Raw genomic sequence first — 26,263 nt, forward strand, 5'->3', positions numbered from 1 at the left:
GCGATCGAGGCCATGCTGGCCAAACTGGCCGCCCCCGGGGCGTGCAACCCCGAGGACGACACCCCGATCGTGGATGCCACCCCCGATGAGGACACGGTGCGCCGCGACACCCGCTCGACAGCGCAGCGCAACCACGACGCCTTCCTCGCCGCGCTGCGCGGCCTGCTGGCTTCGGGAAAACTCGGCTCCCACAACGGGTTGCCGGTCTCGATCGTGGTCACCACCACGTTGCAGGACCTGGAGGCCGCCGCCGGCAAGGCCCTGACCGCCGGCGGCACCCTGGTACCCATGAGCGATGTGATCCGCTGGGCCGGCCACGCCCACCACTACCTCGCCATCTTCGATGGCGCCAAATCACTGGCGCTGCACCACACCAAACGAATCGCCTCCCCCGCGCAACGCATCATGCTCTACGGCAAGGACCGCGGCTGCACCAAACCCGGCTGCGACGCCCCCGCCTACCACAGCCAGGTCCACCACATCACCGGCTGGACCACCACCCGCCGCACCGACATCGACGACCTCACCCTGGCCTGCGGCCCCGACAACCGCCTCGCCGAACAAGGCTGGACCACCCGCACCAACGCCCGCGGCGAAACCGAATGGCTCCCACCACCGCACCTCGACCGCGGACAACCCCGCACCAACACCTACCACCACCCCGAACGATTCCTCCGCGACCAAGACGACGACGAGGAACCCGATTGACGCCCTGAGCGTCTGGGGCCGCGTGCGCTCGCAATCGCGACGACAGGCTCTGACACCATGAAGTCATGTACGACCTCGAAGACACCATTCGGCAACGGCATTCGACGCGCCTCTTTCTGCCCGACCCGGTACCGCGCCACCTGGTGCAGGAATCGCTGGAGCTGGCCATGCGCGCGCCGTCGAATTCGAACGTGCAGCCGTGGCACATGGTGTTCGTCTCCGGCGCGGCCCGCGAACGGTTGGTAGCCGCCATGCTGGAGAAGGCCCGCGCCGAACCGCCTCGCGTCCCGCAACTGCCCGCCGCGTTCGCTCACTTCCGGAGCGACACGGGCGCACAGGTTTACGGCTCGATGGGCATCGCGCGCCACGACAGCGAGGCCCGGCGCATCGCCGTGCTGCGCAACTGGGAGTTCTTCCGCGCACCGCTGGGCGGCATCGTGTGCATGCACCGCGACCTCGGCTACGCCGACAGCATGGGTGTCGGCATGTTCCTGCAGACGTTGTTGCTGGCGTTGACCGCACGCGGATTGGGCACCTGCGTGCAGGTGGCCATCGCCGGTTATCCCGACGTCGTGCGCGAGCAGCTCGAGATCCCGCCGGAGATGAACATCCTGTGCGGCCTATCGATCGGCTACTCCGACCCCGACTTTCCCGCCAACAACCTGCACATCGGGCGAGACCCCGTGGACCGGCACGCCGTGTTCCTCGACGAGTGGCTCACGAACCTTCGAAGTTGACGTCCTTGGTCACGGCTTTCCACTCTTCGATCGACGACGACAGCGCGGTGATCTTGTCGCGCATGGCCTTGAGCACGTCGCGGCCCAACAGCAGCCGCAGCGGTGGCTCGTCGAGCCTGGTCACCATCAGCACCGCCTCGGCGACCTTCTTGGGATCACCGGGGAGGTGATCGGCGAATTGCTTTATCAAGTCCTTGCGGGCCGCCACGTCGGCGTAATCGGCTATCGGGGTGCCCGACTCCTTCATCGACCGCGTGGCCCAATCGGTGCGGAAGGCGCCCGGCTCGATGGCGGTCACCTTGATCCCGAGCGGCCGCACCTCGGTGGCCAGCGCCTCGGTGATCGCCTCCAGCGCGAACTTCGTCGACGAGTAGTACGCATTGGGCGGGTTGGCCACCAGACCGGTCATCGACGACATGTTGATGATGTGCCCGGAGCCGCGGGCACGCATGGCCGGCAGCACCGCCTTGATCATATTGACCGCGCCGAAGTAGTTGACCTCGAACAGCTTTCGGACCTCGGCGTCCTCGCCCTCCTCCACCGCGGACAGGTAGCCGTGACCGGCGTTGTTGACCAGGACGTCGATGCCGCCGAACGCCGCGTCGGCCGCCGACACCGCCGCCGCGATCTGCCCGGGTTCCGTCACGTCGAGCGCGACGGCGAGCGCCCGGTCGCCGAACTCGTCGGCGAAGTCGCGCACCGAGTCGGCGCGGCGCGCGGTCACCACCACGCTGTGGCCGGCTTCCAGTGCGGCGCGGGCGATTTCGCGGCCGAATCCGGTGGAGCATCCGGTGATCAGCCAGCGCGACATCAGGCCGACCCTTCCGGCAGGCGGCGCAGATACGCGGTCCGCCGCGCGGCGAGCTGCGCGGCCCGTTCCTGCGGGCTCACCCGGGGCAGGTGGGGCACCTCGGTTTCGAGCCGGTCCAGCTTGACCACCCGCCCGCGGGCCCCGAGGTCTTCGCGCGGGCCCGCCTCGCCGAATTCCGCCATGCGCAGGGTCAAGATGCCCTCGCGCAGACCGTCGGAGTCTATCCAGTTGGCCACACCGGGATCGGCGGGCGCGATCACGTAGGTATAGCTGCCGTCCTCGTTGGCGACCGATTGCGCCTTATTGAGGCTGCCGGTGCGGTCGAGGATGTTCAGCGTGGTGCCCCAGATGTTGCTCAGCGGCACCGTGAAGTACTCGGCGCCACCGTCATTGAGGTCCACCACGAACGCCTCGTCGGGCGCGAGGTCGAAACGACCCATGACGTAGACCTGGTTGCGCATCGCGCCGACCTTGTCGGCCGACCAGGCCAGGTCGAAGTGGTTGGCAGGCATCTTGTACACGCCGTGGCTGAGCTTGCCGGTGAAGTTGGCGAAGTAGTCCATCATCGCCGCGGTGGCCTCGGCCTGCTCGTCGAGCGTGCGCGCCGGTGTCGCCGGCGGCCCCCCGAGCCGTTGCACCTCAAGGTGATTGGGATCGTCGCGGCCCCAGTCCAGCAGCACGTCACGGATGTAGAACTCGTGCGCCGCGGGGGAGGTCTGCACGTGGTTGGGCCGCCCGCCGGCGGGTTCGGCGTCCACCGTGATGGTGAAGCTGCCGTCGGAGTCGACGCGCATGGTGCGTCCGTTCAACACGTCGACGGTGCCCATGTGGGCATCCCAGAGCGTGAAGTAGTTTTCGGTCATGCGGTGCTCGCCCACCCGGCCGTGGATTTCGTAGCGTTCGTCACCCGAGATCGGAATCACCCGGTACACGCTGTCCGGATTGTCGATGCCCCAGCGTGATCCGGGGATGCGCCGGCCGTCGACGGGGTGCGCCAGCCGGGTGATGCAGCTGACTTTCGGCCGCAGCTTGTCCTGGTTGGACGACCACACCGCCGCCGAGAACATCACCTCGGCGAACGCGTCGTCGAACCGTTCCCGCATCGCGTCGGATGCCTTGGCGCGACCCAGCCAGGTCTCGGCCACCGTCCGATAGGCGGCCTTGACGGTCGGGTGCTCGATCAGGTCCAGGGCGGCCAGTTCCTGTTCGTGTTGGGATATCGTCGCGACGGGGTCGTCACGCATGCGCCGTTCCTCCGATGCACTGCTCAAAACGCTTGGTACACAACGCGATCAGAACTTCAAATGCTGGCTGACGTCGCCGACCTGATCGATGAACATGGTGCGGCTGTCGAACCGCCAGGCGCCGTCCACCCGCGCGAACGTGTCCTTGTAGTGCCCGGTCACGATCACCTGGAGCGGCAGGTCGGGGGTGGCCTGCGTGACGCAGTAGTAGGACGTGCTGCGGGCGGTCCCTTCGGCCTCGTCGATGTGCAGCTGCACGTTGGTGGTGTTGTGCTTGGTCTTGGGGGTGCCATCGGGGTAGATGCGCGTGGCCATCTCGTACATCTCGCGCACCCGGGCGGCCCCGGCGAACACCGTCTCCGGTGGACCGTCCTCCACGCCGCAGATGCGGCCGTGCTCGAAAAGCCGGGCCACGCCGTCCAGGTCGCCACCGTCGAGAAGCTCGGCGTAGGTGTAGATGAGGTTGGTGATCTCGGTTGCGCTGTCACTCATGTGGAATCACCTTTACACCCGTCTCCTCCGCTTCCGCGAACAATGGTGGCAGAGCCGGTCCAATTTACATAGAACCGACCATTACTCTTGATCGCCGTGACGTTACCTTGGACGCCGAGCCGACTCGGCAACCTGACCGGCAAGCGAATCGTGGTGACCGGAGCGACCAACGGCGTCGGGCTGGGCACCGCCCGTGCCCTGGCCAAAGCCGGCGCGCACGTGATCCTGGCGGTGCGCAACACCGAGCTGGGCGAGCAACGCGCCGCCGAGATGGGCGGCTCGACGTCGGTGGCCAGGGTCGACCTCGCCGACCAATCGTCGGTGCGCGCCTTCGCGAAGTCGATCGACGACGACATCGACATTTTGATCAACAACGCCGGCGCGCTGACCGACCGCCGCACCGATACGGTCGACGGATTCGAGATGACGCTGGGCACCAACCTGCTCGGACCGTTCGCCCTGACCAACCTGCTGCTGCCCAGAGTGCGCACGCAGATCATCAACGTCGGCTCCGACGCGCACCGGTCGGCGACGCTACACATGGACGACTTGCACCTGCGCCGGCACAAATGGACCCGGCTGGGCGCGTACGCGCAGTCGAAGCTCGCGGTCATGCTGTGGGGATTGGAGCTGGACCGCCGGTTGCGCGCCGCCGGGTCGCCGATCGTCACGCAGCTCACGCACCCGGGATGGGTCGCCTCGAATCTGTCGCAGCTCGGCGACTCGCCAGTGATGGCGGCGGCCCACAAAGCGGTCAAGGTCGTGGCCGACCGGCTGGCCAACGACATCGACGAGGGGGCGGCACCCACGCTGTACTGCATCAGCGAACCGGTGCCCCCGGGCAGCTACGTCGGGGTCACCGGCAGGTTCGGGCTGCGCGGCGGGCCGGTGCTGATCGGCCGGTCACCGGTGGCCTGCGACTATGACACGGCCGCTCGCCTGGTGGCCTTCGCCGAACAACAAACCGGCACGAAGCTGGAGGTATAGCCATGGGAGAACTCGACAACAAGGTCGCCGTCATCACCGGTGCGGCGCGCGGCCAGGGCCGCAGTCACGCTGTCGCCCTGGCCGAACAGGGCGCCGACATCATCGCGGTGGACATCTGCGCCGACATCGACGCGATTCCGTACCCGCTGGGGACCAAATCGGATCTCGACGAGACCGCGCGGCTGGTCGAAGCCACGGGCCGCAAGGTGGCGCCCGTCGTCGCCGACGTCCGCGACCTGCCGCAGCTCGAGGCCGCGGTGCAAAGCGGAATCGACGACGTCGGCGAGGTGGACATCGTCATCGCCAACGCCGGAGTGGTGGCGATCGGCGACCCGGAAGCCCATTCCGAGCCGGTGTTCAACACGATCGTCGACACCAACCTCAAAGGCGTGTGGCACACGTTGTTGGCGACGGTCCCTTCGGTCATCCGCAAGGGTCAGGGCGGGTCGATCGTGCTGGTCAGCTCGTCGCAGGGGCTGACCGGCCGGGGCGGCGACGGCAGTGCGGCGATGTTCGCCTACGCCGCATCCAAGCACGGGGTGGTGGGGTTGATGCGGTCAGCGGCCAATGCCTATGCGCCGCACAAGATTCGGGTCAACTCGGTGCATCCGAGCGGTGTCATGACGCCGATGATCCTCAACGACTTCGTCGTCAACCGAATGCTGGAGAACCCGAACCCGGCCGTCTCGCAGATGCTGCTGCCCGACGTGCCGCTGGTCGAGTCGCAGGACGTGACGGAAGCCGTGTTGTGGCTGGTCGGCCCCCGCGCCCGCTACGTGACGGGCGTGTCGATACCCGTGGACGCCGGGCACGTCGTGATGTAGCTGCGGTCTAGCCCGATGGTGGCGACCCGCCTGCGCCCGGCTGGGATGTTGCTGCCGCGTCCGCGGCAGCGCCCCTAGCCCCGGACGACCTTGCCGGCCTTGATGCAGGACGTGCAGACGTTCAGGCGCTGCTTGTTGCCGCCCGGTCGGGTGACAACGTGCACGGTCTGGACGTTGGGGTCCCACCGACGGCTGGTGCGGCGGTGGGAGTGCGACACCGACTTACCGAAGCCGGGGCCTTTCCCGCAGATGTCGCACACAGCGGCCATGGTTCAAGCTCCTCAAATCTCGGGGGTCCGGCTCGGCGGTCTCACACGTGGCCGGGACAGCCCGGGACAACCGGGCCCAACCAGGATACCGATTGTCCTGGCAACCACCAAAACGATCGCCGCCGCTGTCGCCCTGTCTGGCTAGGCTCAATGGGTCGGATCGCCCCGCCGGCGGGTGGTGGTCACGGGCGCCCGTTGCCCGGGCCGCCGGGCTACGCTGGCGCCCACCGGGAGCTGGGTGTCGAGGAGGTGGGTAACACTGGGACCGTCGGAGCGTCTGCTGGACGCGATCACCTTGCGGGACTGGGCGCACACCGCCGTCAGCGACCTGATCACCCACATCGATGAGATCAACCGGCTCAATGTCTTCCCGGTTGCCGATTCCGACACCGGCGCGAACATGCTGTTCACCATGCGCTCGGCGCTGGCCGAGGCCAACGCGGGCATCAATGCCGAGGGCGGCTCGGCCTGCGTCGCCAGGACCGCCGCGGCGATGTCGGCCGGTGCCCTCAACGGCGCCCGCGGCAATTCCGGCGTGATCTTGTCCCAGATCCTGCGAGGCATCGCCGACGTTACCGCCCTCGCGGCCGCCGATTCCGGCGGTGAGCTGCCCCACATGGATGCCGACGTCCTCGGGGCGTCGTTGCGGCGCGGCGTGGACCTGGTGATCGCATCGATGGGCGGGGACGAGGTCCCGGGGACCATCGTCTCGGTGCTGCGGGCCGCGGCGGACGCGGTCGGGGAGTGCGCCCAGGCCGGGGAAGGGCTCGCCCCGGCGATCATCGCCGCCGGCGATGCGGCGGTCGTCGCGCTGGAGAAGACACCCGAACAGCTCGACGTGCTCGCCGACGCCGGTGCGGTGGACGCCGGCGGGCGGGGCCTGCTGGTGCTGCTGGACGCCCTGCGCACCACCGTCACCGGCCAGGCGCCCGCCCGAACCGTCTACGAGCTGACGCCGCGCGCACCGCAACCGGAAGGCGCCGCCGAGCGGCCGGCACCGCAGTTCGAGGTGATGTACCGGCTGGACGGATGCGATCCGGCCGCGGCGGACGCGCTGCGCGACCGGCTCGGGGAACTGGGCGACTCCGTGGGCATCGCCGCCGCGCCGTCGTCGGCCGACTGCACCTACTCGGTGCACGTGCACACCGACGACGCCGGCGCCGCCGTCGAGGCGGGGCTGGAGGCGGGGCGGCTGAGCCGCATCGTGATCTCTGCGTTGAGCTCCGGCGGCCCCGGGTTGCCGGCCGGCGGCTGGACACGGGAACGCGCGGTGTTGGCCGTGGTCGACGGCGACGGTGCCGCCGAGCTGTTCGGCGGCGAGGGCGCCTGTGTGCTGCAGCGCGACGCGGCCGCGGGCGAACCGGTCACCAACATCAGCGCCCACCAGCTGATGCGGGCGGTGGTCGACACCGGTGCCGCGCAGGTCATGGTGCTGCCCAACGGCTACGTGCCCGCCGAGGAGCTGGTGGCCGGGTGCACCGCGGCCATCGGGTGGGGTATCGACGTCGTGCCGATCCCGACGGGGTCGATGGTGCAGGGGCTGGCCGCGCTGGCCGTGCACGAAACCGGTCGGCAGGCGGTGGACGACGGCTACACGATGGCCCGCGCCGCCGGTGCGGCCCGGCACGCATCCGTGCGAATCGCCACCGAGAGCGCGTTGACCTGGGCGGGCCGCTGCCAGCCGGGCGACGGCCTGGGAATCGCGGGGGACGAGGTGTTGATCGTGGCCGCCGACGCGACCGCGGCCGCCATCGGCCTGCTCGATCTGTTGCTGGCCTCCGGCGGCGACCTGGTGACGGTGCTGGTCGGCGCCGAGATCGACACCGAACAGAACGCCGCGGCCGTGGGCGACATCCTGGAAAAACACATGCACGACCATCACCCGGGAACCGAACTCGTCACCTACCGCACCGGCCATCGCGGTGATGCGCTTTTGATCGGGGTCGAGTAGCCGTGGCGGCGCTGGGCGACCGGCTGGACTTCGTGGTGGGCGCCAAGGCCGCCGACCAACTCGACGAGGAGTTCGGCATCCGGACCGTCGATGATCTGCTGCGCCACTATCCGCGCAGCTACACCGAGGGCGCGACCCGGTGGGACGCGGACGATCAACGCCCGCCGGCCGGCGAACACATCACCATCGTCGACACGATCATCGAAACCAAGACCTGGCCGATGAAGAAGACCCCGAAGAGGGTCTGCCACCGCATCACCCTCGGCGCCGGCCGCAACAAGGTGACCGCGACGTTCTTCAACGCGAACTATCTGAAGAAGGACCTGACCGAAGGCACCAAGGTGATGCTCTCCGGGGAGGTCGGATTCTTCAAAAACGTGATGCAGCTGACGCACCCGGCGTTCCTCATCCTCGACTCCCCGGACGGCAAGAACCGCGGCACCAACTCCCTGAAGAACATCGCCATAGCCTCGCAAGCCACCACCGGCGAGGTGCAGATGGCGGCCTTCGAGCGAGCCTTCTTTCCGATCTATCCGGCGACCACGAAGTTGCAGAGCTGGGACATCTTCCGGTGCGTGCGCCAAGTACTCGACGTCCTGGATCCGGTGGACGACCCGCTGCCCGCCGACCTGCGCGGCCGTTACGGCCTGGTCTCCGAAGACCGGGCGTTGCGCGACATCCATTTGGCGGAAGACGAGGCGGCGCGGAGGCGGGCGCGGGAGCGTCTGACCTTCGACGAAGCCATCGGATTGCAGTGGGCGCTGGTCGCCCGGCGGCACAGCGAGCTGTCGGAATCGGGGCCCCCGGCACCACCGCGCCCCGACGGCCTGTCCGCAGAACTGTTGCGGCGGTTGCCGTTTGAGCTCACCGCGGGACAACGCGACGTGCTCGACGTGTTCGCGCGGGAGCTGTCGGCCACCCGGCCGATGAACCGCCTGCTCCAGGGTGAGGTCGGTTCGGGCAAGACCATCATCGCGGTGCTGGCCATGCTGCAGCTTGTCGACGCCGGTTATCAGTGCGCGTTGCTTGCCCCCACGGAAGTCCTTGCCGCCCAACACTTGCGGTCGATCAATGACGTGCTCGGCCCATTGGCGATGGCGGGCCAGCTCGGCGGCGCGGACAACGCGACCCGGGTCGCCCTGCTCACCGGTTCGATGACGGCGGCGCAGAAGAAGCAAGTCCGTGACGAGGTGGCAAGCGGTCAGGTGGGGATCGTCGTCGGCACGCATGCGCTGTTGCAGGACGCGGTGGAATTCCACAACCTCGGCATGGTGGTGGTCGACGAGCAACACCGGTTCGGTGTCGAACAGCGAGACCAGTTGCGCGCCAAGGCCCGTCCCGGCGTCACCCCGCACCTGCTGGTGATGACGGCGACACCGATACCGCGCACGGTCGCGTTGACCGTCTACGGCGACCTGGAAACCTCGACGCTGCGGGAGCTTCCGCGCGGACGACAGCCGATCACCAGCAACGTCATCTTCGTCAAGGACAAGCCCGCGTGGCTCGAGCGGGCCTGGCGGCGCATCATCGAAGAGGTCGCCGCCGGGCGTCAGGCCTACGTGGTGGCGCCGAGGATCGACGAGACCGACGATTCGGAGAAGCAGGAGCAGAACGTCAGACCGTCGGAGACCGCCGAGGGTCTCTACGCCCGGCTGCGTTCCGGCGAGCTGGCCAACGTGCGTCTTGGGCTGATGCACGGGCGGTTGTCCGCCGACGAGAAGGACGCCGCGATGGCGGCGTTTCGGGCCGGCGAGATCGATGTGCTGGTGTGCACCACGGTCATCGAGGTTGGCGTGGACGTTCCCAACGCCACGGTGATGCTCGTGATGGACGCCGACCGCTTCGGCATCAGCCAGCTGCATCAGCTGCGCGGCCGCATCGGCCGCGGCCAGCATCCCAGCCTGTGCCTGCTCGCCAGCTGGGTTTCGCCGGAGTCACCGGCGGGCCAGCGGCTTTCCGCCGTCGCCGACACCTTGGATGGGTTCGCGCTCGCCGACCTGGACCTCAAGGAGCGCCGGGAGGGCGACGTCTTGGGCCGCAACCAGTCCGGTCGCGCGATCAATCTGCGCTTGCTCTCGTTGGCCGACCACCGCGACGTCATCGAGGCCGCGCGCGACTTCTGCGTGCGAGCCTATGCCGATAATCCGGCCAACCCCGAATTGGCTTTGCTGGCAGCGCCTTTCGTAACCACTGACCGGATCGAATACCTGGACAAGTCGTGACCGCCGGCGACGATGCAGTGGGGGTACCGCCCGCTTGCGGGGGACGTAGCGATGAGGTGGGGGCACCACCCGCTTGCGGGGGAGAGTGGCGCTTGTGAACCGCAAGGTGCTGCTGTGGTTGTCCGCGGTCGCGGCGCTCGCTCTGCTGGTGGCCTACCAGACGGTCGGATCCTCGACCGCCAGGCACGCCGCCGAATACGCTGCGCGCGCCGACGTTCCCACAGTGCAACCCGGCACCGACGTGCTCGCGGGCATCGCGGTGCTACCGCTGCGCGCACACCGGTACGACTACCGCAGGGCGGCGTTCGGCGATGCGTGGGACGACGACAACGACGCCCCGCTGGGGCACAACGGCTGCGACACCCGCGACGACATCCTCAACCGCGACCTCGTCGACAAGACGTATGTGTCGACCAAGCGGTGTCCGGACGCGGTGGCCACCGGCACCCTGCACGACCCGTATACCAACACAACCATCGCGTTTCAGCGCGGCGCCAAGGTCGGCGAGGCGGTGCAGATCGACCACATCGTCCCGCTCGCCTACGCGTGGGACATGGGCGCCTATGCCTGGCCGGCGGGCGAGCGGCTGCGTTTCGCCAACGATCCGGCCAACCTGCTGGCCGTCCAGGGACAGGCCAATCAGGACAAGGGCGACGCGCCGCCGGCGCTTTGGATGCCGCCAAATGCCGCCTTCGCCTGTCAGTACGCCATGCAGTTCATCGCCGTGCTGCGCGGCTATTCGATACCGGTGGACCAGCCGTCGACTCCGGTATTGCGGCAGGCGGCCGCCACCTGCCCGGCGGGCTAGGTCAGGTGCCGTCGTAGGTGTTCGGATCCGGGCGCAGCCGGGTGCCGTCGTTGAGCCCGTTGATGGCGTCCATGTGCTCGGCGGCCAACTCGAAGTCGAACACGTCGAGGTTCCCGGCGATGTGCTCGGGATTGGCGGACCGGAAGACGACCGCGTTGCCCAGCTGCAGGTTCCACCGCAGCAGCACCTGCGCCGGCGTCTTGCCGTACTCGCCGGCAACGGACGTCACCGTCGGGTTGTCGTTCAACTTGCCGAGCGCGAGCGGTGTGTAGGCCTGCGTAACCACGTTGTGTTCGGCGTTGGTCTTGCGCAGCGCTTCCTGGTTGAGCAGCGGGTGCAACTCGACCTGGTTGACGACCGGGGTCACAAAGCTCAGGTCGATGACGTCCGTCACGTGAACGTCGGTGAAGTTCGAGACGCCGATCGAACGCGCGAGCCCGTCCCCGCGGCACTGGATCAGCCCGCCAAAGGAATTCACGTACTCGCCGCGTGACGGGACCGGCCAGTGGATCAGGTACAGGTCGAGATAATCGAGCCCCAGCCGCTCCAGGCTCTCCTTGCAGGCCTCCATGGATCGCAGGAACCCGTGGTCGGCGGTGGCGAGTTTGGTGGTGACGAATAGTTCGGCACGCGGAATCCCGGAGGCCGCGATCGCGCGGCCCACGGCCGCTTCGTTGCCGTAGGCCGAGGCGGTGTCGATCAGCCGGCAACCCATCTCCAGCGCAGCCGAGACCGCGCGCTCGGTCTCGTCCTCCGACAAATCCGCGACGCCGAGACCAAGGACGGGCATCGTGTTTTCGTCATTAAGAGCTATGGAGGGCACGGCAACGCCCGATTCGCCAGCCAATGTATTCACCTGCCTATGAAATTGAACGTTCGTGGACCAAACCGGATGTCGTCATCGAGCGAGAAGATCGACGCCATTCCATCGGCGCGATATTACCGGGCTGCAAAGTACCACCTCGTCAAACACCGCGGAGGGGCGCAGTGATATCGGACCTGGTCCGCGTTTCGCATAATCGTCACCCGTAGTGTTGGTCACACGGCGCACCGGAACCGGCAACCGTCCTATCGGTCGTGCAGCGCCCGGCATCAACGGCACTGTTCGGCGGGCAGCGGACACCCGTCGGTCGTCGAGCGTTACGACGTTTTATTCGAGGGAGTATCCATGACCAAGAGCGTGCCAGCGCCGGACCTGCACCTCGGTGTGAAGCACACGCCCATGCGCCTGGCCAGTCGCATGCAGGGCGCGGTCTCCACGATCGGTGTCAAGGTCATTCCCTGGATCCCGACCCCCGCCAAGCGCGCGTTGTTCGGTGGCCGCTCGGTGACCATCGACGGCAACACGCTGGACCCCACGCTTCAGCTGATGCTCTCCGGTCTGCGCGCCGTCGGCATCGACGGCCTGGTCGTCGACGACGACCCGGGCGCGTCGCGCGCTCAGATGCGCCAGCTGTCGCTCGAGCTTCCCGGGCCGCAGATCCACGTCGACGTCGAGGAGCTATCGCTGCCCGGGCCCGCCGGCGAGATCCCGGCGCGGCACTACCGCCCCGCCAACGGCGCGTCCGCGCCCGTGCTGGTCTTCTACCACGGCGGCGGATGGTCGATCGGCGATCTGGACTCCTACGACGCGCTGTGCCGGCTGACGTGCCGTGACGCCGGCATCCACGTGCTGTCGATCGACTACCGGCTGGCTCCCGAGCACCCGGCGCCGGCCGCGATCGAGGACGCCTACGCCGCCTTCAGGTGGGCATACGACCACGCCGGGGAACTCGGCGCCGCGCCCGGCCGGGTCGCGGTCGGCGGCGACAGTGCGGGCGGCAACCTGGCCGCCGTCGTCTGCCAACGGGCGCGCGACCAGGGTGACCCCGCCCCCGTGCTGCAGTGGCTGATCTACCCGCGGACCGACTTCACCGCGCAGACCCGTTCGATGGGCCTGTTCGCCCGCGGATTCCTGCTGACCAAGCGCGACATCGATTGGTTCGAGTCGCAATACCTCAGGCGTTCGGGCATCGACCGGGCGGACCCGCAGGTTTCGCCGCTGCTGGCCGAATCGCTGGCCGGGCTGGCGCCCGCGCTGATCGCGGTCGCCGGTTTCGACCCATTGCGCGACGAAGGCGAGAGCTACGCGATGGCCCTGCAGGCCGCCGGGACCGCCGTCGATCTCCGGTGCATGGGGTCGCTTACGCACGGCTTCGCCAATCTGTTCCAGCTCGGCGGCGGTAGCGCGTCCGCGACCACCGAGTTGATTTCCGCGCTGCGGGCCCACCTGAGCCGGGTCTGACCTTTTGTGCGGTCGCCGCCGGTAATCTAGAGGCGCCCACGAACGAGTGACGTCCACCAACGAACGACACCCCGAGCACCGAAGGATCACGGAGACTGTGGCCGACAAATCCAAACGCCCCCCGCGCTTTGACATGAAGGCCGCCGACGGTAAATCGGGCCGACTCGTTCAGATCGGCGGGACCGCCGTCGTCGTCATCTTCCTCGTCGCGCTGGTCTCCTACATCGTGGTCACGCACCACAAGAAGACCGCAGCCATCGGAGCGGGCGACACGGTGCGGGTGACGTCGAGCAAGCTGGTCACCGAGCCCGGGACGAGCAACCCCAAGGCCGTGGTCACGTTCTACGAGGACTTCCTCTGCCCGGCCTGCGGCAACTTCGAGCGCACCTTCGGCCCGACGGTGTCCAAGCTCATCGACGTCGGGGCCATTGCGGCCGACTACTCCATGGTGTCGATCCTCGACAACTCCAGGAACCAGAATTATTCGTCGCGGGCGGGCGCCGCGGCCCTGTGCGTGGCCGACGAGTCCATTGACGCGTTCCGCCGATTCCACACCGCGCTCTACACCACCGACCTCCAGCCCAGCGAACGCGGCACCAGCTTTCCCGACAACGCCCGGTTGATCGAGCTCGCGCGCGAGGCCGGCGTCGTGGGCAAGGTGCCCGATTGCATCAACAGCGGCAAGTACATCGCCAAGGTCACGGGGGAGGCGGCGGCCGCGAAGATCAACGCAACGCCGACCATCAAGATCAACGGCGACGATTACGACCCGTCAACGCCTGATGCGCTGGTCGCGAAGATCAAGAGCATCGTGGGCGACGTGCCGGGCATCGACGGCGCCGCGACTCCCGCGGCGACGTGACCACCCCGGTGTCAGCCCAAACCGCCGGCCTGACACCGGAATCGGGTCCCGAAGCGCGCGTGCCGGTGCCGAGCGCGTGGTGGGTGCTGATCGCCGGTGTGATCGGTTTGGTGGCCTCCGCGACGCTGACCGTGGAGAAGATCGACCTTTTGCTCAACCCGGCATACGTGCCGTCGTGCAACTTCAACCCGATCCTGTCGTGCGGTTCGGTGATGGTCACGCCGCAGGCTTCGGTGCTGGGATTTCCCAATCCGCTGCTGGGCCTTGGGGCGTTCACCGTGGTCGTCGTCACCGGGTTGCTGGCCGTGACCAAAGTGCCTTTGCCGCAATGGTATTGGATCGGATTGACGATCGGGCTGGTGATCGGGGCGGGGTTCGTGCACTGGCTGATCTACGAAAGCCTGTACAGCATCGGCGCCTTGTGCCCGTACTGCATGGTGGTCTGGGCGGCCACCATGACGCTGCTGGTGGTCGTTGCGTCGATTGTGTTCCGGCCGGCGCTGCAACGCCGGGGACGCGGTGTGGCATGGGTGCTGTACCAATGGCGGTGGTCCATCGCCGCGCTGTGGTTCACCGCGGTGTTTCTGCTGATCATGGCGCGGTTTTGGGACTATTGGTCGACGTTGCTGTAAGTGTTGGCGGGTGACCCGGATCATCGGCGGCGTGGCGGGCGGCCGGCGCATCGCCGTCCCGCCGCGAGGGACCAGGCCGACCACCGACCGCGTGCGTGAGTCGCTTTTCAACATCTTGACCGTGCGGCGTGAACTGAACGGCGTCGCGGTGCTCGACCTATATGCCGGTTCGGGCGCACTCGGATTGGAGGCGCTGTCGCGTGGCGCCGCCTCGGCGCTGTTCGTGGAATCGGATCAGCGCAGCGCTTCTGTCATCGCACGCAACATCGACGCGCTCGGTTTGCCCGGCGCGGCAGTCCGCCGCGGCGCGGTCGCGACCGTCCTGGCGGCCGGGACCGAGAGCCCGGTCGACCTCGTTCTGGCCGACCCGCCCTACGGCGTGGAGGCCGCCGAGGTGGAAGCCGCGCTGGCCGCTTTGGACGCCCACGGCTGGGCAGAGGCCGGAACCGTGGCGGTGGTGGAGCGGCCGGCGTCCGGCGCGCCGCTGACCTGGCCGGCCGGCTGGTCCGTGTGGTCGCCGCGCGTGTATGGCGACACCCGTTTGGAGATGGCCGAACGACTGTGAGGCGGGCGTGTACCGTCTGTCGTCATGAGTGGCGCGGTATGCCCGGGGTCGTTTGATCCGGTGACGTTGGGCCACATCGACGTCTTCGAGCGGGCGGCGGCTCAGTTCGACGAGGTGGTGGTGGCGATCCTGACCAATCCCGCCAAGAAGGGGATGTTTGAGCTCGACGAGCGGATCGCGATGATCAACGAGTCGACGACGCATCTGCCCAACCTGCGCGTCGAGGCCGGGCAGGGCCTGGTAGTCGACTTCGTCAGGTCGCAGGGGATGACCGCCATTGTGAAAGGCCTGCGCACCGGTACCGACTTCGAATACGAGCTGCAGATGGCGCAGATGAACAAGCACATCGCCGGCGTCGACACGTTTTTCGTCGCGACGACGCCCCGGTATTCGTTCGTGTCGTCGTCGTTGGCCAAAGAGGTTGCGCTGTTGGGCGGCGACGTCTCGGAACTACTGCCCGAACCGGTCAATCGCCGCCTGCGCAAAAAGCTTGCCGGCCGCTCCTGAAGCTTTGCACCGCAAACGCACACTCGCGCAATCGCTTTGCGCCGACAGCTAGTGGCACTCGTGATCGTGGTCGTGCCCACCGTCGGGGGAGCCGCCCATCATCCGCGCCATCGGGACTCCGCCCGTCGCGACGAACCGGACCACCAGAATGGCCGCGACGGCAAGGAAGGCGATGTTCAGCCAGGTCGTATAGTTCCACGAAATCGTCGCTTCCATTACCGTGGCGTTGCGCTGTTTCGGAATGAGACTCGTTGCGCCGAAGAGCAACTCGACCAGATAGCCCGCGGCGACCATGGCGGCGTAGAACGTGCCCAGCAGCGTCAGCATCATCCTGGTGCCGTAGTACTTGCGGTAGATGTTCAGGATCGGCACGATCAGCAGGTCGGCATAGATGAACGCGATCACGCCGCCGAAACTGATGCCCCCGTTCCACAGCACCGCCGCCAACGGGACATTGCCGATCGAGCAGACGAACGACGCGATGGCCACGATCGGTCCCACCAGGGGTCCCCAAATCGCCGACCATCCGGGGTGGTCGGCCAAAAAGAAGACCTGCCAGAACTTTTCGGGCACCCAGGCCGCGATGGCCCCCGCGATCAACAAGCCCAGCACGAGGTCGCGCAGGATCGCCAACCACTCCATCGCGAAGACGTGTGAGACGGAGGTGAAGCCCTCCGCGGAAAACAGCCGGCGAGCGAACGGGCCCTGCTTCTTGATGGACATGTCCATGGCGGCATGGCCTTCCATCGAGCCGGCGATCCCGCGGTCGGCCTGCTCGCGGGCGGCATCGATGAGGCGCGAGCGCACGAACAGCCGGAACAAGACTGCGAGCACCACGATCATCAGCGGGCCCCCGACGAACTCCGCGGCGGTGAACTGCCAGCCCATCAGCAGGGCCAGGATGATGCCCAGTTCCACCACCAGGTTGGTGGAACCGATCTCGAATGCCATGGCTGCGGTGAAGCTGGCGCCTTTGCGGAAGAGGGATCGGGCCAACGCCACCGCGGCGTACGAGCATGACGACGATGCCGCGCCGAGGCCGGCGGCCAGCGCCAGGGTGCGGGGTCGGTCGTCGCCCAGCAGCGCCACGATGGTCGAGCGCCGCACCACCGCCTGCACCACCGCCGAAAGGGCAAAGCCCAGGATCAGCGCCCAGAGGATCTCCCACGTCATAGACCCCGCCACCGCCAAGGCGTGTCCGACCGCTGCTAGCACGAGTTCTCATCCTCCCCGTCGGTTGGCTGGGCCCCCAAACTTATACCCCCCCGGGGTATTGGTCAAGCGCTGCGAAGTGCGCTGGCCAGCGCCTCGGGCCACCGCGATCCCTAGAATGGCCGCAACAGGTGCGGCCAAACTTGGCGGCACGGACGGGCGTTTCGATGCATTTCACCGATGACCACGAGTCCGCGGCGGGGTTTCTGCGGTGTTTTGCGTCGTTGTCGCGGCCAAATGTCCGACACACCGCCTCGCCACCGCTGTCACAAAGGCAACACCAGGCACACTGGTAACAACACGTTTTTGCAGACGCCAGGAGGAAATGGCCGTGTACAGAGTCTTTGAAGCGCTCGACGAATTGAGCGCCATCGTTGAAGAAGCACGCGGCGTTCCGATGACGGCCGGCTGCGTGGTGCCGCGCGGTGACGTGCTGGAACTGATCGACGACATCAAGGATGCGATCCCCGGCGAGCTGGATGACGCTCAGGACGTGCTCGACGCGCGCGACTCGATGCTGCAGGACGCCAAGTCGCACGCCGACTCCATGGTTTCTTCGGCGACCACCGAGTCGGAGTCGATGCTCAACCACGCCCGCGCGGAGGCCGACCGGCTGTTGTCTGACGCGAAAGCGCAGGCCGACCGCATGGTGAGCGAGGCGCGCCAGCACAGCGAGCGGATGGTCGGCGAGGCGCGCGAGGAGTCGATGCGCATCGCCACGGCGGCCAAACGCGAGTACGAGGCCAGCGTCGGCCGGGCGCAGGCCGAGGCCGACCGGCTGCTCGAGAACGGCAACATCTCCTACGAGAAGGCCGTGCAGGAGGGCATCAAGGAGCAGCAGCGCCTGGTGTCGCAGAACAGCGTGGTGGAGGCGGCCAATGCCGAGGCCACCCGCCTCATCGACTCGGCGCACGCCGAGGCCGATCGGTTGCGCGGTGAATGCGACATCTACGTCGACAACAAGCTCGCCGAGTTCGAGGAATTCCTCAACGGCACCCTGCGCTCGGTCGGGCGCGGTCGTCACCAACTCCGGACGGCGGCCGGTACGCACGACTACGCGGTGCGCTAGCGCGTCAACCGGGCCGCCGCGCCCTGGAAATATGCGGTTCGGGCCGTAGGATTTCTGATATGACGCGGCAGCACAGCACCACCTCGCAGCGCCATCTGAGCTCGCCGATGACAATTGACATCGCCCGGCTCGGGCGGCGCCCCGGGGCGATGGTGACCCTGCGGAAGGCTGTACCCGCGCCGTCGCGCATCGGGCTGGACATGATCGCGATCGAGGCGGGCGCTCCGTTGGAACTCGACCTGCAAGTTCAGTCGGTCTCCGAGGGCGTATTGGTGACGGGCACGGTGGACGCGCCGACCGCCGGCGAATGCTCCCGTTGCCTGACCCCGGTCAAGGGGAACGTGCAGGTCCGGTTGACCGAACTGTTCGCCTACCCCGACAGCACGACCGAGGCGACCACCGAGGAAGACGAGGTTGGTCACATCGTCGACGACATCATCGACCTCGAGCAGTCGATCGTCGACGCCGTCGGACTGGAGCTGCCGTTCGCGCCCCTGTGCACGCCCGACTGCCCCGGGCTGTGCCCCGAATGCGGTGTTGCCCTCGCGACCGAGCCGGACCATCAGCACGACCGCATCGACCCGCGGTGGGCCAAGCTGGCGGGAATGTTCCCCGAGCCGCCGCGGGGTGAGCAGTGACGTCACGGCAAGACCTGCTCGATGCCCTCGGGGTCGAGCTGCCCGACGAACTGCTCTCGCTCGCGTTGACGCACCGCAGCTACGCCTACGAGCACGGCGGGCTCCCGACCAACGAACGCCTGGAATTCCTCGGTGACGCGGTGCTCGGCCTGACCGTCACCGACGAGCTCTACCATCGGCATCCCGACCGTTCGGAAGGCGACCTGGCCAAGCTGCGGGCCAGCGTCGTCAACACTCAGGCGCTGGCCGATGTCGCGCGCAAGCTGTCCGCGGACGGCCTGGGCGTTCACCTCTACCTCGGGCGCGGGGAAGCCAACACCGGCGGCGCGGACAAGTCGAGCATCCTGGCCGACGGCATGGAATCGCTGCTGGGCGCCATCTACCTGCAGCACGGCATCGACACGGCCCGCGAAGTGATCCTGCGGTTGTTCGGCGCGCTGCTGGACGCCGCGCCGACCCTGGGCGCCGGGCTGGACTGGAAGACCAGCCTGCAGGAGCTGACCGCGGCACGCGGCATGGGTGCGCCGTCCTACGTCGTCACCTCCACCGGCCCGGACCACGACAAGGAATTCACCGCCGTCGTCGTCGTGATGGACACCGAATACGGCTCCGGGGTGGGGCGCTCCAAGAAGGAAGCCGAGCAAAAGGCCGCGGCGGCCACCTGGAAAGCGCTGGAAGTGCTGGACACCGCGGGACAGTCGTCCGCCTGACGTCGTGGTGATGACCCGTCCCCCGCAAGCGGGAGGTGCCCCCATCGCCCGACTTCGCCGCGCTTGCGATCATCACTAGATGCCCGAGCTGCCCGAAGTCGAGGTGGTGCGCCGCGGCTTGCAGTCCCGCGTGGTGGGCAAAACGATCACGGCCGTCCGGGTGCACCACCCGCGCGCCGTGCGCCGTCACGAGGCCGGGCCCGCCGATCTAACCGCCCGGCTGCTCAACGCCCGGATAACCGGCACCGATCGGCGGGGCAAGTACCTGTGGCTGATGCTCGACGGTCCGGACCAGCCCGACACCGCGCTCGTCGTGCACCTCGGCATGAGCGGGCAGATGCTGCTGGGGGAAGTGCCGCGCGCCGACCACGTCCGCATCTCCGCGCTGCTCGACGACGGGACCGTGCTGAGCTTCGCCGACCAACGCACCTTCGGTGGGTGGATGCTTGCCGATCTGGTGAGCGTGGACGGCAGCGTCGTGCCGGTCCCCGTCGCGCACCTCGCCCGTGACCCGCTGGACCCGCTCTTCGACCGCGATGCTGTCGTTAATGTCTTGCGGCGCAAGCATTCCGAGATCAAGCGACAGCTCCTGGACCAGACGGTGGTTTCGGGCATCGGCAACATCTATGCCGACGAGGCGCTGTGGCGGGCCAAGGTCAACGGCGCGCGGATCGCCGCCGGGTTGAGCCGCCGCCAGCTGGCCGCCGTCCTGGACGCCGCGGCCGACGTGATGCGCGACGCGCTGGCGCAAGGCGGGACGTCGTTCGACTCGCTGTACATCAACGTCAACGGTGAATCCGGTTACTTCGACCGGTCGCTGGACGCCTACGGCCGCGAGGGGCAGAACTGCCGGCGCTGCGGCGCGGTGATGCGGCGGGAGAAGTTCATGAACCGGTCGTCGTTCTACTGCCCGAAATGTCAGCCGCGGCCGCGGGTTTGACGCCCACTCGAGCGGGCCTACGGCGGATCAGTCGAAGATGTCCCGTCGGGCGGACCCCGGGGGCAAGGCCGGGTCGACAAACCACTCGCGCGGAAACAGCACGCCGAACGCCTGGGGCGGCAGTCGAAGCAGGACCCCGTACATACGGGCGGCCACACTGGAATCGCCGATCTGCGAGCGGTGGGCGGCGAACGCGTCTCGCTTCTGGCGCGCGAACCCGAAGACGTCGATGCGGTGGGTGATGCTTGCCCGCGGCGCGTACGCGGTGCGCGCAATGTCCGGCTCGTAGGGCGCCGGCAGCCGCAGCAGACCGGCGAGCTGGCCGACGCGGACAAGTAATTCGCGCGGCATCGTCGCCTCCAGCACACGCGGGGTCGCCGCGAGCTGGGCGCCCCGCTTGCCAACGTGATGCACCTGCACGTGATCCCGGTGGCCGTAGCCGCCGTTGGGCTCGTAGCTGAGCAGGATGTCCGCGTCTTCCTCGCTGAGTATCGCGGCGAGCCGCTGCGCCGCCTCCTCGACGTTTGCTCGCCCGAAGCGGACCCGTCCGGGCGGATCCGGGTAGAACACCGGGCCATAACCGCTATCGGCATAGCCGAGGCACTCAACCCGCTGCGCCCCCAAAATGTCTGCGCTCGAACGTAATTCGTCCAGCCGGAAATCGCTTTCCGCGTTGTGCACGCGCCCATCGGTCGCGCTGACGACGACCACGCGATGCCCGCCTGCCGCCGCCCGAGCGATAGTGCCTCCGGTGAGGATTACCTCGTCGTCCGGATGTGCGTGGAATGCGACCACGGTGGCCATGAAACGCAGTATGCCCGCGGCGCACGGTACGCACCGCCCGGTAAAAAGTAGGGCATGACCGAACTCTGGGTGGAGCGCACGGGATCGCGCCGTTACACCGGATACAGCTCGCGCGGTGCGCAGGTCCTCATCGGCTCGGAGGACGTGGAGGGCGTGTTCACCCCCGGCGAGCTGCTGAAGATCGCCCTCGGCGCGTGCAGCGGGATGTCCAGCGACCAGCCGCTCGCCCGCCGGCTCGGCGACGACTACAAAGCGGTGGTCAGGGTGTCCGGTGACGCCGACCGCGAACGCGAGGTCTACCCGATGCTGGAAGAGACGCTCGAACTCGACCTGTCCGGACTCTCCGCGGAGGAGAAGGAGCGGCTGCTGGTGGTCGTCGAGCGGGCGATCGACCTGGTCTGCACCGTGGGGCGCACGCTGAAAGCCGGCACGCAGGTGAACTTCAAGGTCGCCGATGTCGGATCCTGACGTCCGGCTCACCGCCTGGGTGCACGGGACGGTCCAGGGAGTCGGCTTTCGCTGGTGGACGCGCTCCCGGGCGCTCGAGCTCGGGCTCACCGGCTATGCGGCCAACCAGGCCGACGGCCGCGTCCTGGTGGTCGCTCAGGGGCCGCGAGAGGCCGGCGAGAAGCTCCTGGCGCTGCTGGAAGGCGGCGAGTCGTGGCCGTCCCGGCCGGGCCATGTCGAGAAGGTCGTCGCCGACTGGTCGCAGCCGCAGGAACGATACGAAGGCTTCGTCGAGCGCTGACGCCGTGATAGCGCCGGCGCTATCGCGTCGCAGCGCCCAGCATCGCTTCCGTTCCCGTGACTGATGTGGTCACTGTGGCCAGTGCGTCGACTGTGTTCAGCGGCCGTATTTCGACCCCGGCGACACCCCGCGGTGCGGGCAGCACGGGCGATTTGAGCGGTAGTCTGGCTCGCCGTGTACCTCAAGAGTCTGACGCTGAAGGGCTTCAAGTCCTTCGCATCGCCGACGACTCTGCGTTTCGAGCCGGGCATCACCGCGGTCGTCGGGCCCAACGGTTCCGGTAAATCCAACGTCGTCGACGCCCTGGCCTGGGTGATGGGGGAGCAGGGAGCAAAGACCCTGCGCGGCGGCAAGATGGAAGACGTCATCTTCGCCGGCACCTCGTCGCGTGCCCCACTGGGCCGCGCCGAAGTCACCGTCACCATCGACAACTCCGACAACGCGCTGCCGATCGAATACTCGGAGGTGTCGATCACCCGGCGCATGTTCCGTGACGGCGCCAGCGAATACGAAATCAACGGTGCCAGTTGCCGTTTGATGGATGTGCAAGAGCTGCTGAGCGATTCGGGGATCGGCCGTGAGATGCACGTCATCGTGGGGCAGGGCAAGCTCGACGAGATCCTGCAGTCGCGACCCGAAGACCGGCGCGCCTTCATCGAAGAGGCCGCCGGTGTGCTCAAGCACCGCAAGCGCAAGGAGAAGGCGCTCCGCAAACTCGACGCGATGTCGGCCAACCTGGCCCGGCTCACCGACCTGACCACCGAGCTGCGCCGCCAGCTCAAACCGCTGGGCCGCCAGGCCGAGGTGGCCCGTCGCGCCCAGACCATCCAGGCCGACCTGCGTGACGCCCGGTTGCGGCTGGCCGCCGACGACCTGGTCAGCCGCCAGGTGCAGCGCGACGCCATCTTCGAGGCCGAGGCCGCCATCCGCCGCGAGCACGACGAGGCCGCCGCCCGCCTGGCCCTGGCGTCCGAGGAGCTGACCGCGCACGAGGCGGCGGTGGGCGAACTGTCGGTGCGCGCCGAATCCGTCCAGCACACCTGGTTCGGGCTGTCCGCGCTGGCCGAACGGGTCGCCGCGACGGTCCGCATCGCCAGCGAACGCGCCCAGCATCTCGATCTGGAACCGGCGCCGCCCAGCGACAACGACCCCAGAAAGCCTGAAGAGCTGGAAGCCGAGGCCGAGCGGGTGGCCGTCGCCGAGCGGCAGCTGCTGGCCGAATTGGCCGAGACACGCACGCGGCTCGATGCCGCCCGGGCCGAACTGGGCGAGCGTGAACGCGAGGCCGCCGAGGCCGACCGGGCCCACCTGGCTGCGGTGCGGGCCGAGGCGGACCGCCGGGAGGGCCTGGCGCGGCTGGCCGGTCAGGTGGAGACCATGCGGGCGCGCGTCGAATCGATCGACGACAGCGTCGCGCGGCTGTCCGAACGCATCGAACAGGCCGCCGCCCGCGCGCAGCAGTCCAAGGCGGAATTCGAAACCGTGCAGGGACGCGTCGGCGAACTCGACCAGGGCGAGGTGGGCCTGGACGAGCACCACGAGCGCACCGTGGCCGCGTTGCGCTCGGCCGACGCGCGCGTCGCCGAACTGCAATCCGCCGAACGTGACGCCGAACGCCGGGTGGCCTCGCTGCGGGCCCGCATCGACGCGCTGTCGGTCGGGCTGGAGCGCAAGGACGGCGCGGCTTGGCTCACCGAAAACCACTCTCAGGCAGGGCTTTTCGGGCCGATCGCCAAGCTGGTCAAGGTCCGCCCCGGCTATGAGGCGGCGCTGGCCGCGGTGCTGGGATCGGCGGCCGACGCGCTGGCCGCCGAGAGCTTCGGCGCGGCCCGCTCCGCCGTCGCCGCCCTCAAACAGGCCGACGGCGGCCGCGCGGCGCTGGTGCTCGGTGACTGGCCCGCCGACCACCCCGCGGCGCGCGATACCCTGCCGGGCGCCGCCCTGTGGGCGCTGGACCTGATCGAAGCGCCCGCGCGGCTGCGCGGAGCCATCACGGCGATGCTCTCGGGGGTCGCGGTGGTCGACGACCTGGATCAGGCGCTCGAGCTGGTCGCGGCGCGACCGCAGTTGCGCGCGGTCACCCTCGACGGCGACCTGGTGGGCGCGGGCTGGGTGAGCGGGGGCTCCGACCGCAAGCTGTCCACGCTCGAGGTGACTTCGGAAATCGACAAGGCCGGCAGCGAGCTGGCCGCCGCGGAAGCGCAGGTCGCCCAGCTGACCGCGGCGCTCTCCGGCGCGCTGACCGAGCAGGCCGCCCGCCAGGACTCCGCCGAGCAGGCACTGGCCGCGCTCAACGAGTCCGACACCGCGATCTCGGCGATGTATGAGCAGCTGGGCCGGCTTGGGCAGGAAGCGCGCACGACCGAAGACGAGTGGAACAGGCTGCTGCGGCAGCGCGAGGAGCTCGAATCCGGCCGCGCGCAGACGCTCGAGGAAGTCACCGAACTGGAAAACCGGCTGCGCAACGCTCAAGAGACGCAGCACGTGGACGCGGAAGAACCCAGCCATGCGGAGGTCCGTCAGCGGATCGCCGCCGCCGCGGAGGCCGCCCGCAGCGCCGAGGTGGAGGCCCGGTTGGCGGTGCGGACCGCCGAGGAGCGGGCCAATGCGGTGCGCGGGCGCGCGGATTCGCTGCGCCGTGCCGCGGCCGCCGAACGCGAGGCGCGGGTGCGGGCTCAACAGGCTCGCGAGGCGCGGCTGCGCGCGGCCGCCGTCGCCGCCGCGGTGGCCGACGCCGGCCGCCTGCTGGCGCAGCGGCTGGACGGGGTGGTCGCCGCGGCGTCGAAGATCCGCGACGCGTTGGCGGCCGAACGCCAGGAGCGCGCGACCGCGATGGCGGCGGTGCGCGAAGAGGTCAACGCGTTGAGCGCCCGGGTGGCCACCCTCACCGACTCGCTGCACCGAGACGAGGTGGCCAACGCGCAGGCGGCCATGCGCATCGAGCAACTCGAGCAGATGGTGCTCGAGCAGTTCGGAATGGCGCCGCCCGACCTGATCGCCGAGTACGGACCGGACGTGGCCCTGCCGCCGACCGAGCTCGAGATGGCGGAATTCGAGCAGGCCCGGGAACGCGGTGAGCAAGTGGTCGCCCCCGCCCCGATGCCGTATGACCGGGCCACCCAGGAGCGGCGGGCCAAACGCGCCGAGCGGGAACTGGCGGAGTTGGGCCGGGTCAACCCGCTCGCGCTGGAGGAGTTCGCCGCGCTGGAGGAGCGCTACAACTTCCTGTCCACGCAGCTCGAGGACGTCAAGGCGGCCCGCAAGGACCTGCTCGACGTCGTCGCCGACGTCGATGCCCGCATCCTGCAGGTGTTCAGCGACGCGTTCACCGACGTGGAACGCGAATTCTCCGAAGTCTTCACCGTGCTGTTCCCCGGCGGCGAGGGCAGGCTGCGACTCACCGATCCGGACGACATGCTCACGACCGGCATCGAGGTGGAGGCCCGTCCGCCCGGCAAGAAGATCACCCGGCTCTCGTTGCTGTCCGGTGGCGAAAAGGCGCTGACCGCGGTGGCGATGCTGGTGGCCATCTTCCGCGCCCGCCCGTCGCCGTTCTACATCATGGACGAGGTGGAGGCCGCGCTCGACGACACCAACCTGCGCCGGCTGATCAGCCTGTTCGAGCTGCTACGGGCCCGGTCGCAGCTGATCATCATCACGCACCAGAAGCCGACGATGGAGGTCGCCGACGCGCTGTACGGCGTCACCATGCAGGGCGACGGCATCACCGCGGTCATCTCACAGCGGATGCGCGGGCAGCAGGTGGAGCAGCTGGTCTCGAGTTCCTAGCACCCGCGCCGGGGGCTCGCTCTCCCGCGGCTGAAACAATGTCAGCGTGTCCCAAGGTCTTTGGATCGCCATCGCGGTCGTCGCTGTCCTGGTTGTCATCACGGCGCTGGTCCTGGGCCTGGTGCGGTACCGCCGCCGGCGGATCAGCTTCACGGCCAAGCCGGAACCCGGCGCGATCGACCGGTCGGGCGGCTACACCGCGTCGTCGGGCATCACCTTCAGCCAAACCACAAGGGCCGATTTGGGGGCCGATCGGCTCGACACCACCGGCCTGCCCGCGGTGGGCGACGACGCCACCATTCCTCGCGACGCACCGCGGCGCACCATTTCGGAGGTCGAACTCCCCGAACCGGAGACCCTGGAGACCCCGCCCCCGTGCGCTCCTCGGGGGTATGGTCGCCGGCCTGATCGGCATGGCGGTTGTCACGGGCGCCCAGGCATCGGCAGTTC

The 26,263-nt window shown here is 68.4% G+C and carries 26 protein-coding genes and 2 pseudogenes; 21 read left to right on the forward strand and 7 right to left on the reverse strand.

Going from position 1 to position 26,263, the window contains the following annotated elements:
• Both A5697_RS14690 and A5697_RS14695 read left to right on the forward strand, forming a co-directional pair.
• Positions 1 to 708: HNH endonuclease signature motif containing protein (locus A5697_RS14690; protein WP_156673307.1), on the forward strand; the 708-nt coding region annotated here is incomplete at its 5' end.
• Positions 709 to 773: 65 nt separating this feature from the next.
• Entirely contained in the window at positions 774 to 1,445 is a 672-nt protein-coding gene (locus A5697_RS14695) for a nitroreductase (RefSeq protein WP_068011171.1), read from the forward strand.
• On the opposite strand, the gene A5697_RS14700 is transcribed toward A5697_RS14695, so the two are convergent.
• Genes A5697_RS14700 through A5697_RS14710 form a run of 3 tightly spaced genes read right to left on the reverse strand, consistent with a single transcriptional unit; the run spans position 1,426 to position 3,992 of the window.
• A complete protein-coding gene (locus tag A5697_RS14700; protein WP_068011172.1) occupies positions 1,426 to 2,256 on the reverse strand; it encodes an oxidoreductase in 831 nt (276 codons plus the stop codon). The genes A5697_RS14695 and A5697_RS14700 overlap by 20 nt on opposite strands.
• Entirely contained in the window at positions 2,256 to 3,500 is a 1,245-nt protein-coding gene (locus tag A5697_RS14705; RefSeq protein ID WP_068011173.1) for a DUF1214 domain-containing protein, read from the reverse strand. The genes A5697_RS14700 and A5697_RS14705 overlap by 1 nt, the downstream gene beginning before the upstream one ends.
• A gap of 48 nt (positions 3,501 to 3,548) precedes the next feature.
• A complete protein-coding gene (locus tag A5697_RS14710) occupies positions 3,549 to 3,992 on the reverse strand; it encodes a nuclear transport factor 2 family protein (protein WP_067951319.1) in 444 nt (147 codons plus the stop codon).
• 96 nt (positions 3,993 to 4,088) lie between these two features.
• Here A5697_RS14710 and A5697_RS14715 point away from each other — a divergent pair, with 96 nt between their 5' ends.
• Both A5697_RS14715 and A5697_RS14720 read left to right on the forward strand, forming a co-directional pair.
• Positions 4,089 to 4,979, forward strand: coding sequence for an SDR family NAD(P)-dependent oxidoreductase (locus A5697_RS14715; protein WP_067951343.1), 891 nt, complete (start codon positions 4,089 to 4,091; stop codon positions 4,977 to 4,979).
• Between the two features lie 2 nt (positions 4,980 to 4,981).
• Positions 4,982 to 5,803: a mycofactocin-coupled SDR family oxidoreductase gene (locus A5697_RS14720; RefSeq protein ID WP_068011174.1), complete on the forward strand. Its 822-nt coding sequence runs from the start codon at positions 4,982 to 4,984 to the stop codon at positions 5,801 to 5,803.
• A gap of 74 nt (positions 5,804 to 5,877) precedes the next feature.
• On the opposite strand, the gene rpmB is transcribed toward A5697_RS14720, so the two are convergent.
• Entirely contained in the window at positions 5,878 to 6,072 is a 195-nt protein-coding gene (rpmB, locus tag A5697_RS14725; protein WP_046185726.1) for a 50S ribosomal protein L28, read from the reverse strand.
• A gap of 259 nt (positions 6,073 to 6,331) precedes the next feature.
• On the opposite strand from rpmB, the gene A5697_RS14730 reads away from it, so the two are divergent.
• The 4 genes and pseudogenes from A5697_RS14730 (at position 6,332) to A5697_RS14740 (ending at position 11,053) form a co-directional block, all read left to right on the forward strand.
• On the forward strand, positions 6,332 to 8,023 hold the full coding sequence (locus A5697_RS14730; RefSeq protein ID WP_068011189.1) for a DAK2 domain-containing protein: 1,692 nt from the start codon (positions 6,332 to 6,334) through the stop codon (positions 8,021 to 8,023).
• Positions 8,024 to 8,025: 2 nt separating this feature from the next.
• Positions 8,026 to 10,245: an ATP-dependent DNA helicase RecG gene (gene recG / locus A5697_RS14735; protein ID WP_068011176.1), complete on the forward strand. Its 2,220-nt coding sequence runs from the start codon at positions 8,026 to 8,028 to the stop codon at positions 10,243 to 10,245.
• Positions 10,242 to 10,350 (forward strand): annotated as a pseudogene (locus A5697_RS28780) (hypothetical protein); the annotation flags it as partial. The gene recG and the pseudogene A5697_RS28780, both read left to right, overlap by 4 nt.
• On the forward strand, positions 10,340 to 11,053 hold the full coding sequence (locus A5697_RS14740; protein WP_067951323.1) for an HNH endonuclease family protein: 714 nt from the start codon (positions 10,340 to 10,342) through the stop codon (positions 11,051 to 11,053). The pseudogene A5697_RS28780 and the gene A5697_RS14740, both read left to right, overlap by 11 nt.
• 1 nt (position 11,054) lies before the next feature.
• Here A5697_RS14740 and A5697_RS14745 read toward each other — a convergent pair whose 3' ends face one another.
• Positions 11,055 to 11,900, reverse strand: coding sequence for an aldo/keto reductase (locus A5697_RS14745; protein WP_156673308.1), 846 nt, complete (start codon positions 11,898 to 11,900; stop codon positions 11,055 to 11,057).
• A gap of 321 nt (positions 11,901 to 12,221) precedes the next feature.
• Between A5697_RS14745 and A5697_RS14750 the strand changes: the two genes are divergently transcribed.
• From A5697_RS14750 to coaD, 5 genes are all read left to right on the forward strand, one after another.
• A complete protein-coding gene (locus tag A5697_RS14750) occupies positions 12,222 to 13,337 on the forward strand; it encodes an alpha/beta hydrolase (protein ID WP_068011177.1) in 1,116 nt (371 codons plus the stop codon).
• 97 nt (positions 13,338 to 13,434) lie between these two features.
• The gene (locus A5697_RS14755; RefSeq protein ID WP_067951346.1) at positions 13,435 to 14,199 is read left to right on the forward strand and encodes a DsbA family protein; all 765 of its coding nucleotides are present in this window, start codon (positions 13,435 to 13,437) and stop codon (positions 14,197 to 14,199) included.
• An 8-nt stretch (positions 14,200 to 14,207) separates the two neighbouring features.
• Positions 14,208 to 14,831 (forward strand): vitamin K epoxide reductase family protein, encoded by a 624-nt coding sequence (locus A5697_RS14760; RefSeq protein WP_197501011.1) that lies wholly within the window; start codon positions 14,208 to 14,210, stop codon positions 14,829 to 14,831.
• Positions 14,832 to 14,841: 10 nt separating this feature from the next.
• On the forward strand, positions 14,842 to 15,396 hold the full coding sequence (gene rsmD / locus A5697_RS14765; RefSeq protein ID WP_067951330.1) for a 16S rRNA (guanine(966)-N(2))-methyltransferase RsmD: 555 nt from the start codon (positions 14,842 to 14,844) through the stop codon (positions 15,394 to 15,396).
• Positions 15,397 to 15,420: 24 nt separating this feature from the next.
• A complete protein-coding gene (coaD, locus tag A5697_RS14770) occupies positions 15,421 to 15,903 on the forward strand; it encodes a pantetheine-phosphate adenylyltransferase (RefSeq protein WP_068011180.1) in 483 nt (160 codons plus the stop codon).
• Positions 15,904 to 15,951: 48 nt separating this feature from the next.
• Here the strand turns inward: coaD and A5697_RS14775 are convergent, their stop codons facing one another.
• Entirely contained in the window at positions 15,952 to 17,118 is a 1,167-nt protein-coding gene (locus A5697_RS14775) for a permease (RefSeq protein WP_082953401.1), read from the reverse strand.
• 328 nt (positions 17,119 to 17,446) lie between these two features.
• Between A5697_RS14775 and sepIVA the strand changes: the two genes are divergently transcribed.
• The 4 genes from sepIVA (at position 17,447) to mutM (ending at position 20,472) form a co-directional block, all read left to right on the forward strand.
• Positions 17,447 to 18,184 carry a cell division protein SepIVA gene (gene sepIVA / locus A5697_RS14780; RefSeq protein ID WP_066952700.1) on the forward strand — a complete coding sequence of 246 codons (738 nt, stop codon included), beginning with the start codon at positions 17,447 to 17,449 and terminating at the stop codon, positions 18,182 to 18,184.
• A 59-nt stretch (positions 18,185 to 18,243) separates the two neighbouring features.
• Positions 18,244 to 18,822 (forward strand): DUF177 domain-containing protein, encoded by a 579-nt coding sequence (locus A5697_RS14785; RefSeq protein WP_197501012.1) that lies wholly within the window; start codon positions 18,244 to 18,246, stop codon positions 18,820 to 18,822.
• Positions 18,819 to 19,532 carry a ribonuclease III gene (gene rnc, locus A5697_RS14790; protein ID WP_068011183.1) on the forward strand — a complete coding sequence of 238 codons (714 nt, stop codon included), beginning with the start codon at positions 18,819 to 18,821 and terminating at the stop codon, positions 19,530 to 19,532. Before A5697_RS14785 ends, rnc begins: the two co-directional genes overlap by 4 nt.
• A 79-nt stretch (positions 19,533 to 19,611) precedes the next feature.
• Positions 19,612 to 20,472 carry a DNA-formamidopyrimidine glycosylase gene (gene mutM / locus A5697_RS14795; RefSeq protein ID WP_067951336.1) on the forward strand — a complete coding sequence of 287 codons (861 nt, stop codon included), beginning with the start codon at positions 19,612 to 19,614 and terminating at the stop codon, positions 20,470 to 20,472.
• 27 nt (positions 20,473 to 20,499) lie between these two features.
• On the opposite strand, the gene A5697_RS14800 is transcribed toward mutM, so the two are convergent.
• Positions 20,500 to 21,276: a PIG-L deacetylase family protein gene (locus tag A5697_RS14800; protein WP_068011185.1), complete on the reverse strand. Its 777-nt coding sequence runs from the start codon at positions 21,274 to 21,276 to the stop codon at positions 20,500 to 20,502.
• A gap of 54 nt (positions 21,277 to 21,330) precedes the next feature.
• Here A5697_RS14800 and A5697_RS14805 point away from each other — a divergent pair, with 54 nt between their 5' ends.
• The 4 genes and pseudogenes from A5697_RS14805 to A5697_RS14820 form a co-directional block, all read left to right on the forward strand.
• The gene (locus A5697_RS14805; protein ID WP_067951339.1) at positions 21,331 to 21,744 is read left to right on the forward strand and encodes an OsmC family protein; all 414 of its coding nucleotides are present in this window, start codon (positions 21,331 to 21,333) and stop codon (positions 21,742 to 21,744) included.
• Positions 21,731 to 22,024 carry an acylphosphatase gene (locus A5697_RS14810; RefSeq protein WP_067951340.1) on the forward strand — a complete coding sequence of 98 codons (294 nt, stop codon included), beginning with the start codon at positions 21,731 to 21,733 and terminating at the stop codon, positions 22,022 to 22,024. The genes A5697_RS14805 and A5697_RS14810 overlap by 14 nt, the downstream gene beginning before the upstream one ends.
• Positions 22,025 to 22,198: 174 nt before the next feature.
• A complete protein-coding gene (gene smc, locus A5697_RS14815; protein WP_068011187.1) occupies positions 22,199 to 25,813 on the forward strand; it encodes a chromosome segregation protein SMC in 3,615 nt (1,204 codons plus the stop codon).
• Between the two features lie 46 nt (positions 25,814 to 25,859).
• Positions 25,860 to 26,263 (forward strand): annotated as a pseudogene (locus A5697_RS14820) (hypothetical protein); the annotation flags it as partial.

Source organism: Mycobacterium sp. E3251, from assembly GCF_001666835.1.
GTDB lineage: Bacteria > Actinomycetota > Actinomycetes > Mycobacteriales > Mycobacteriaceae > Mycobacterium.

Bases quoted from the DNA above. Each gene is read 5' to 3' on its own strand.
- A5697_RS14705 (WP_068011173.1), bottom strand. From the start codon at position 3,500: ATGCGTGACGACCCCGTCGCGACGATATCCCAACACGAACAGGAACTG.
- A5697_RS14785 (WP_197501012.1), top strand. From the start codon at position 18,244: ATGACGCGGCAGCACAGCACCACCTCGCAGCGCCATCTGAGCTCGCCG.
- A5697_RS14810 (WP_067951340.1), top strand. From the start codon at position 21,731: ATGTCGGATCCTGACGTCCGGCTCACCGCCTGGGTGCACGGGACGGTC.
- coaD (WP_068011180.1), top strand. From the start codon at position 15,421: ATGAGTGGCGCGGTATGCCCGGGGTCGTTTGATCCGGTGACGTTGGGC.
- A5697_RS14750 (WP_068011177.1), top strand. From the start codon at position 12,222: ATGACCAAGAGCGTGCCAGCGCCGGACCTGCACCTCGGTGTGAAGCAC.
- A5697_RS14800 (WP_068011185.1), bottom strand. From the start codon at position 21,276: ATGGCCACCGTGGTCGCATTCCACGCACATCCGGACGACGAGGTAATC.
- A5697_RS14805 (WP_067951339.1), top strand. From the start codon at position 21,331: ATGACCGAACTCTGGGTGGAGCGCACGGGATCGCGCCGTTACACCGGA.
- rpmB (WP_046185726.1), bottom strand. From the start codon at position 6,072: ATGGCCGCTGTGTGCGACATCTGCGGGAAAGGCCCCGGCTTCGGTAAG.
- A5697_RS14695 (WP_068011171.1), top strand. From the start codon at position 774: ATGTACGACCTCGAAGACACCATTCGGCAACGGCATTCGACGCGCCTC.
- mutM (WP_067951336.1), top strand. From the start codon at position 19,612: ATGCCCGAGCTGCCCGAAGTCGAGGTGGTGCGCCGCGGCTTGCAGTCC.
- A5697_RS14700 (WP_068011172.1), bottom strand. From the start codon at position 2,256: ATGTCGCGCTGGCTGATCACCGGATGCTCCACCGGATTCGGCCGCGAA.
- A5697_RS14720 (WP_068011174.1), top strand. From the start codon at position 4,982: ATGGGAGAACTCGACAACAAGGTCGCCGTCATCACCGGTGCGGCGCGC.
- A5697_RS14710 (WP_067951319.1), bottom strand. From the start codon at position 3,992: ATGAGTGACAGCGCAACCGAGATCACCAACCTCATCTACACCTACGCC.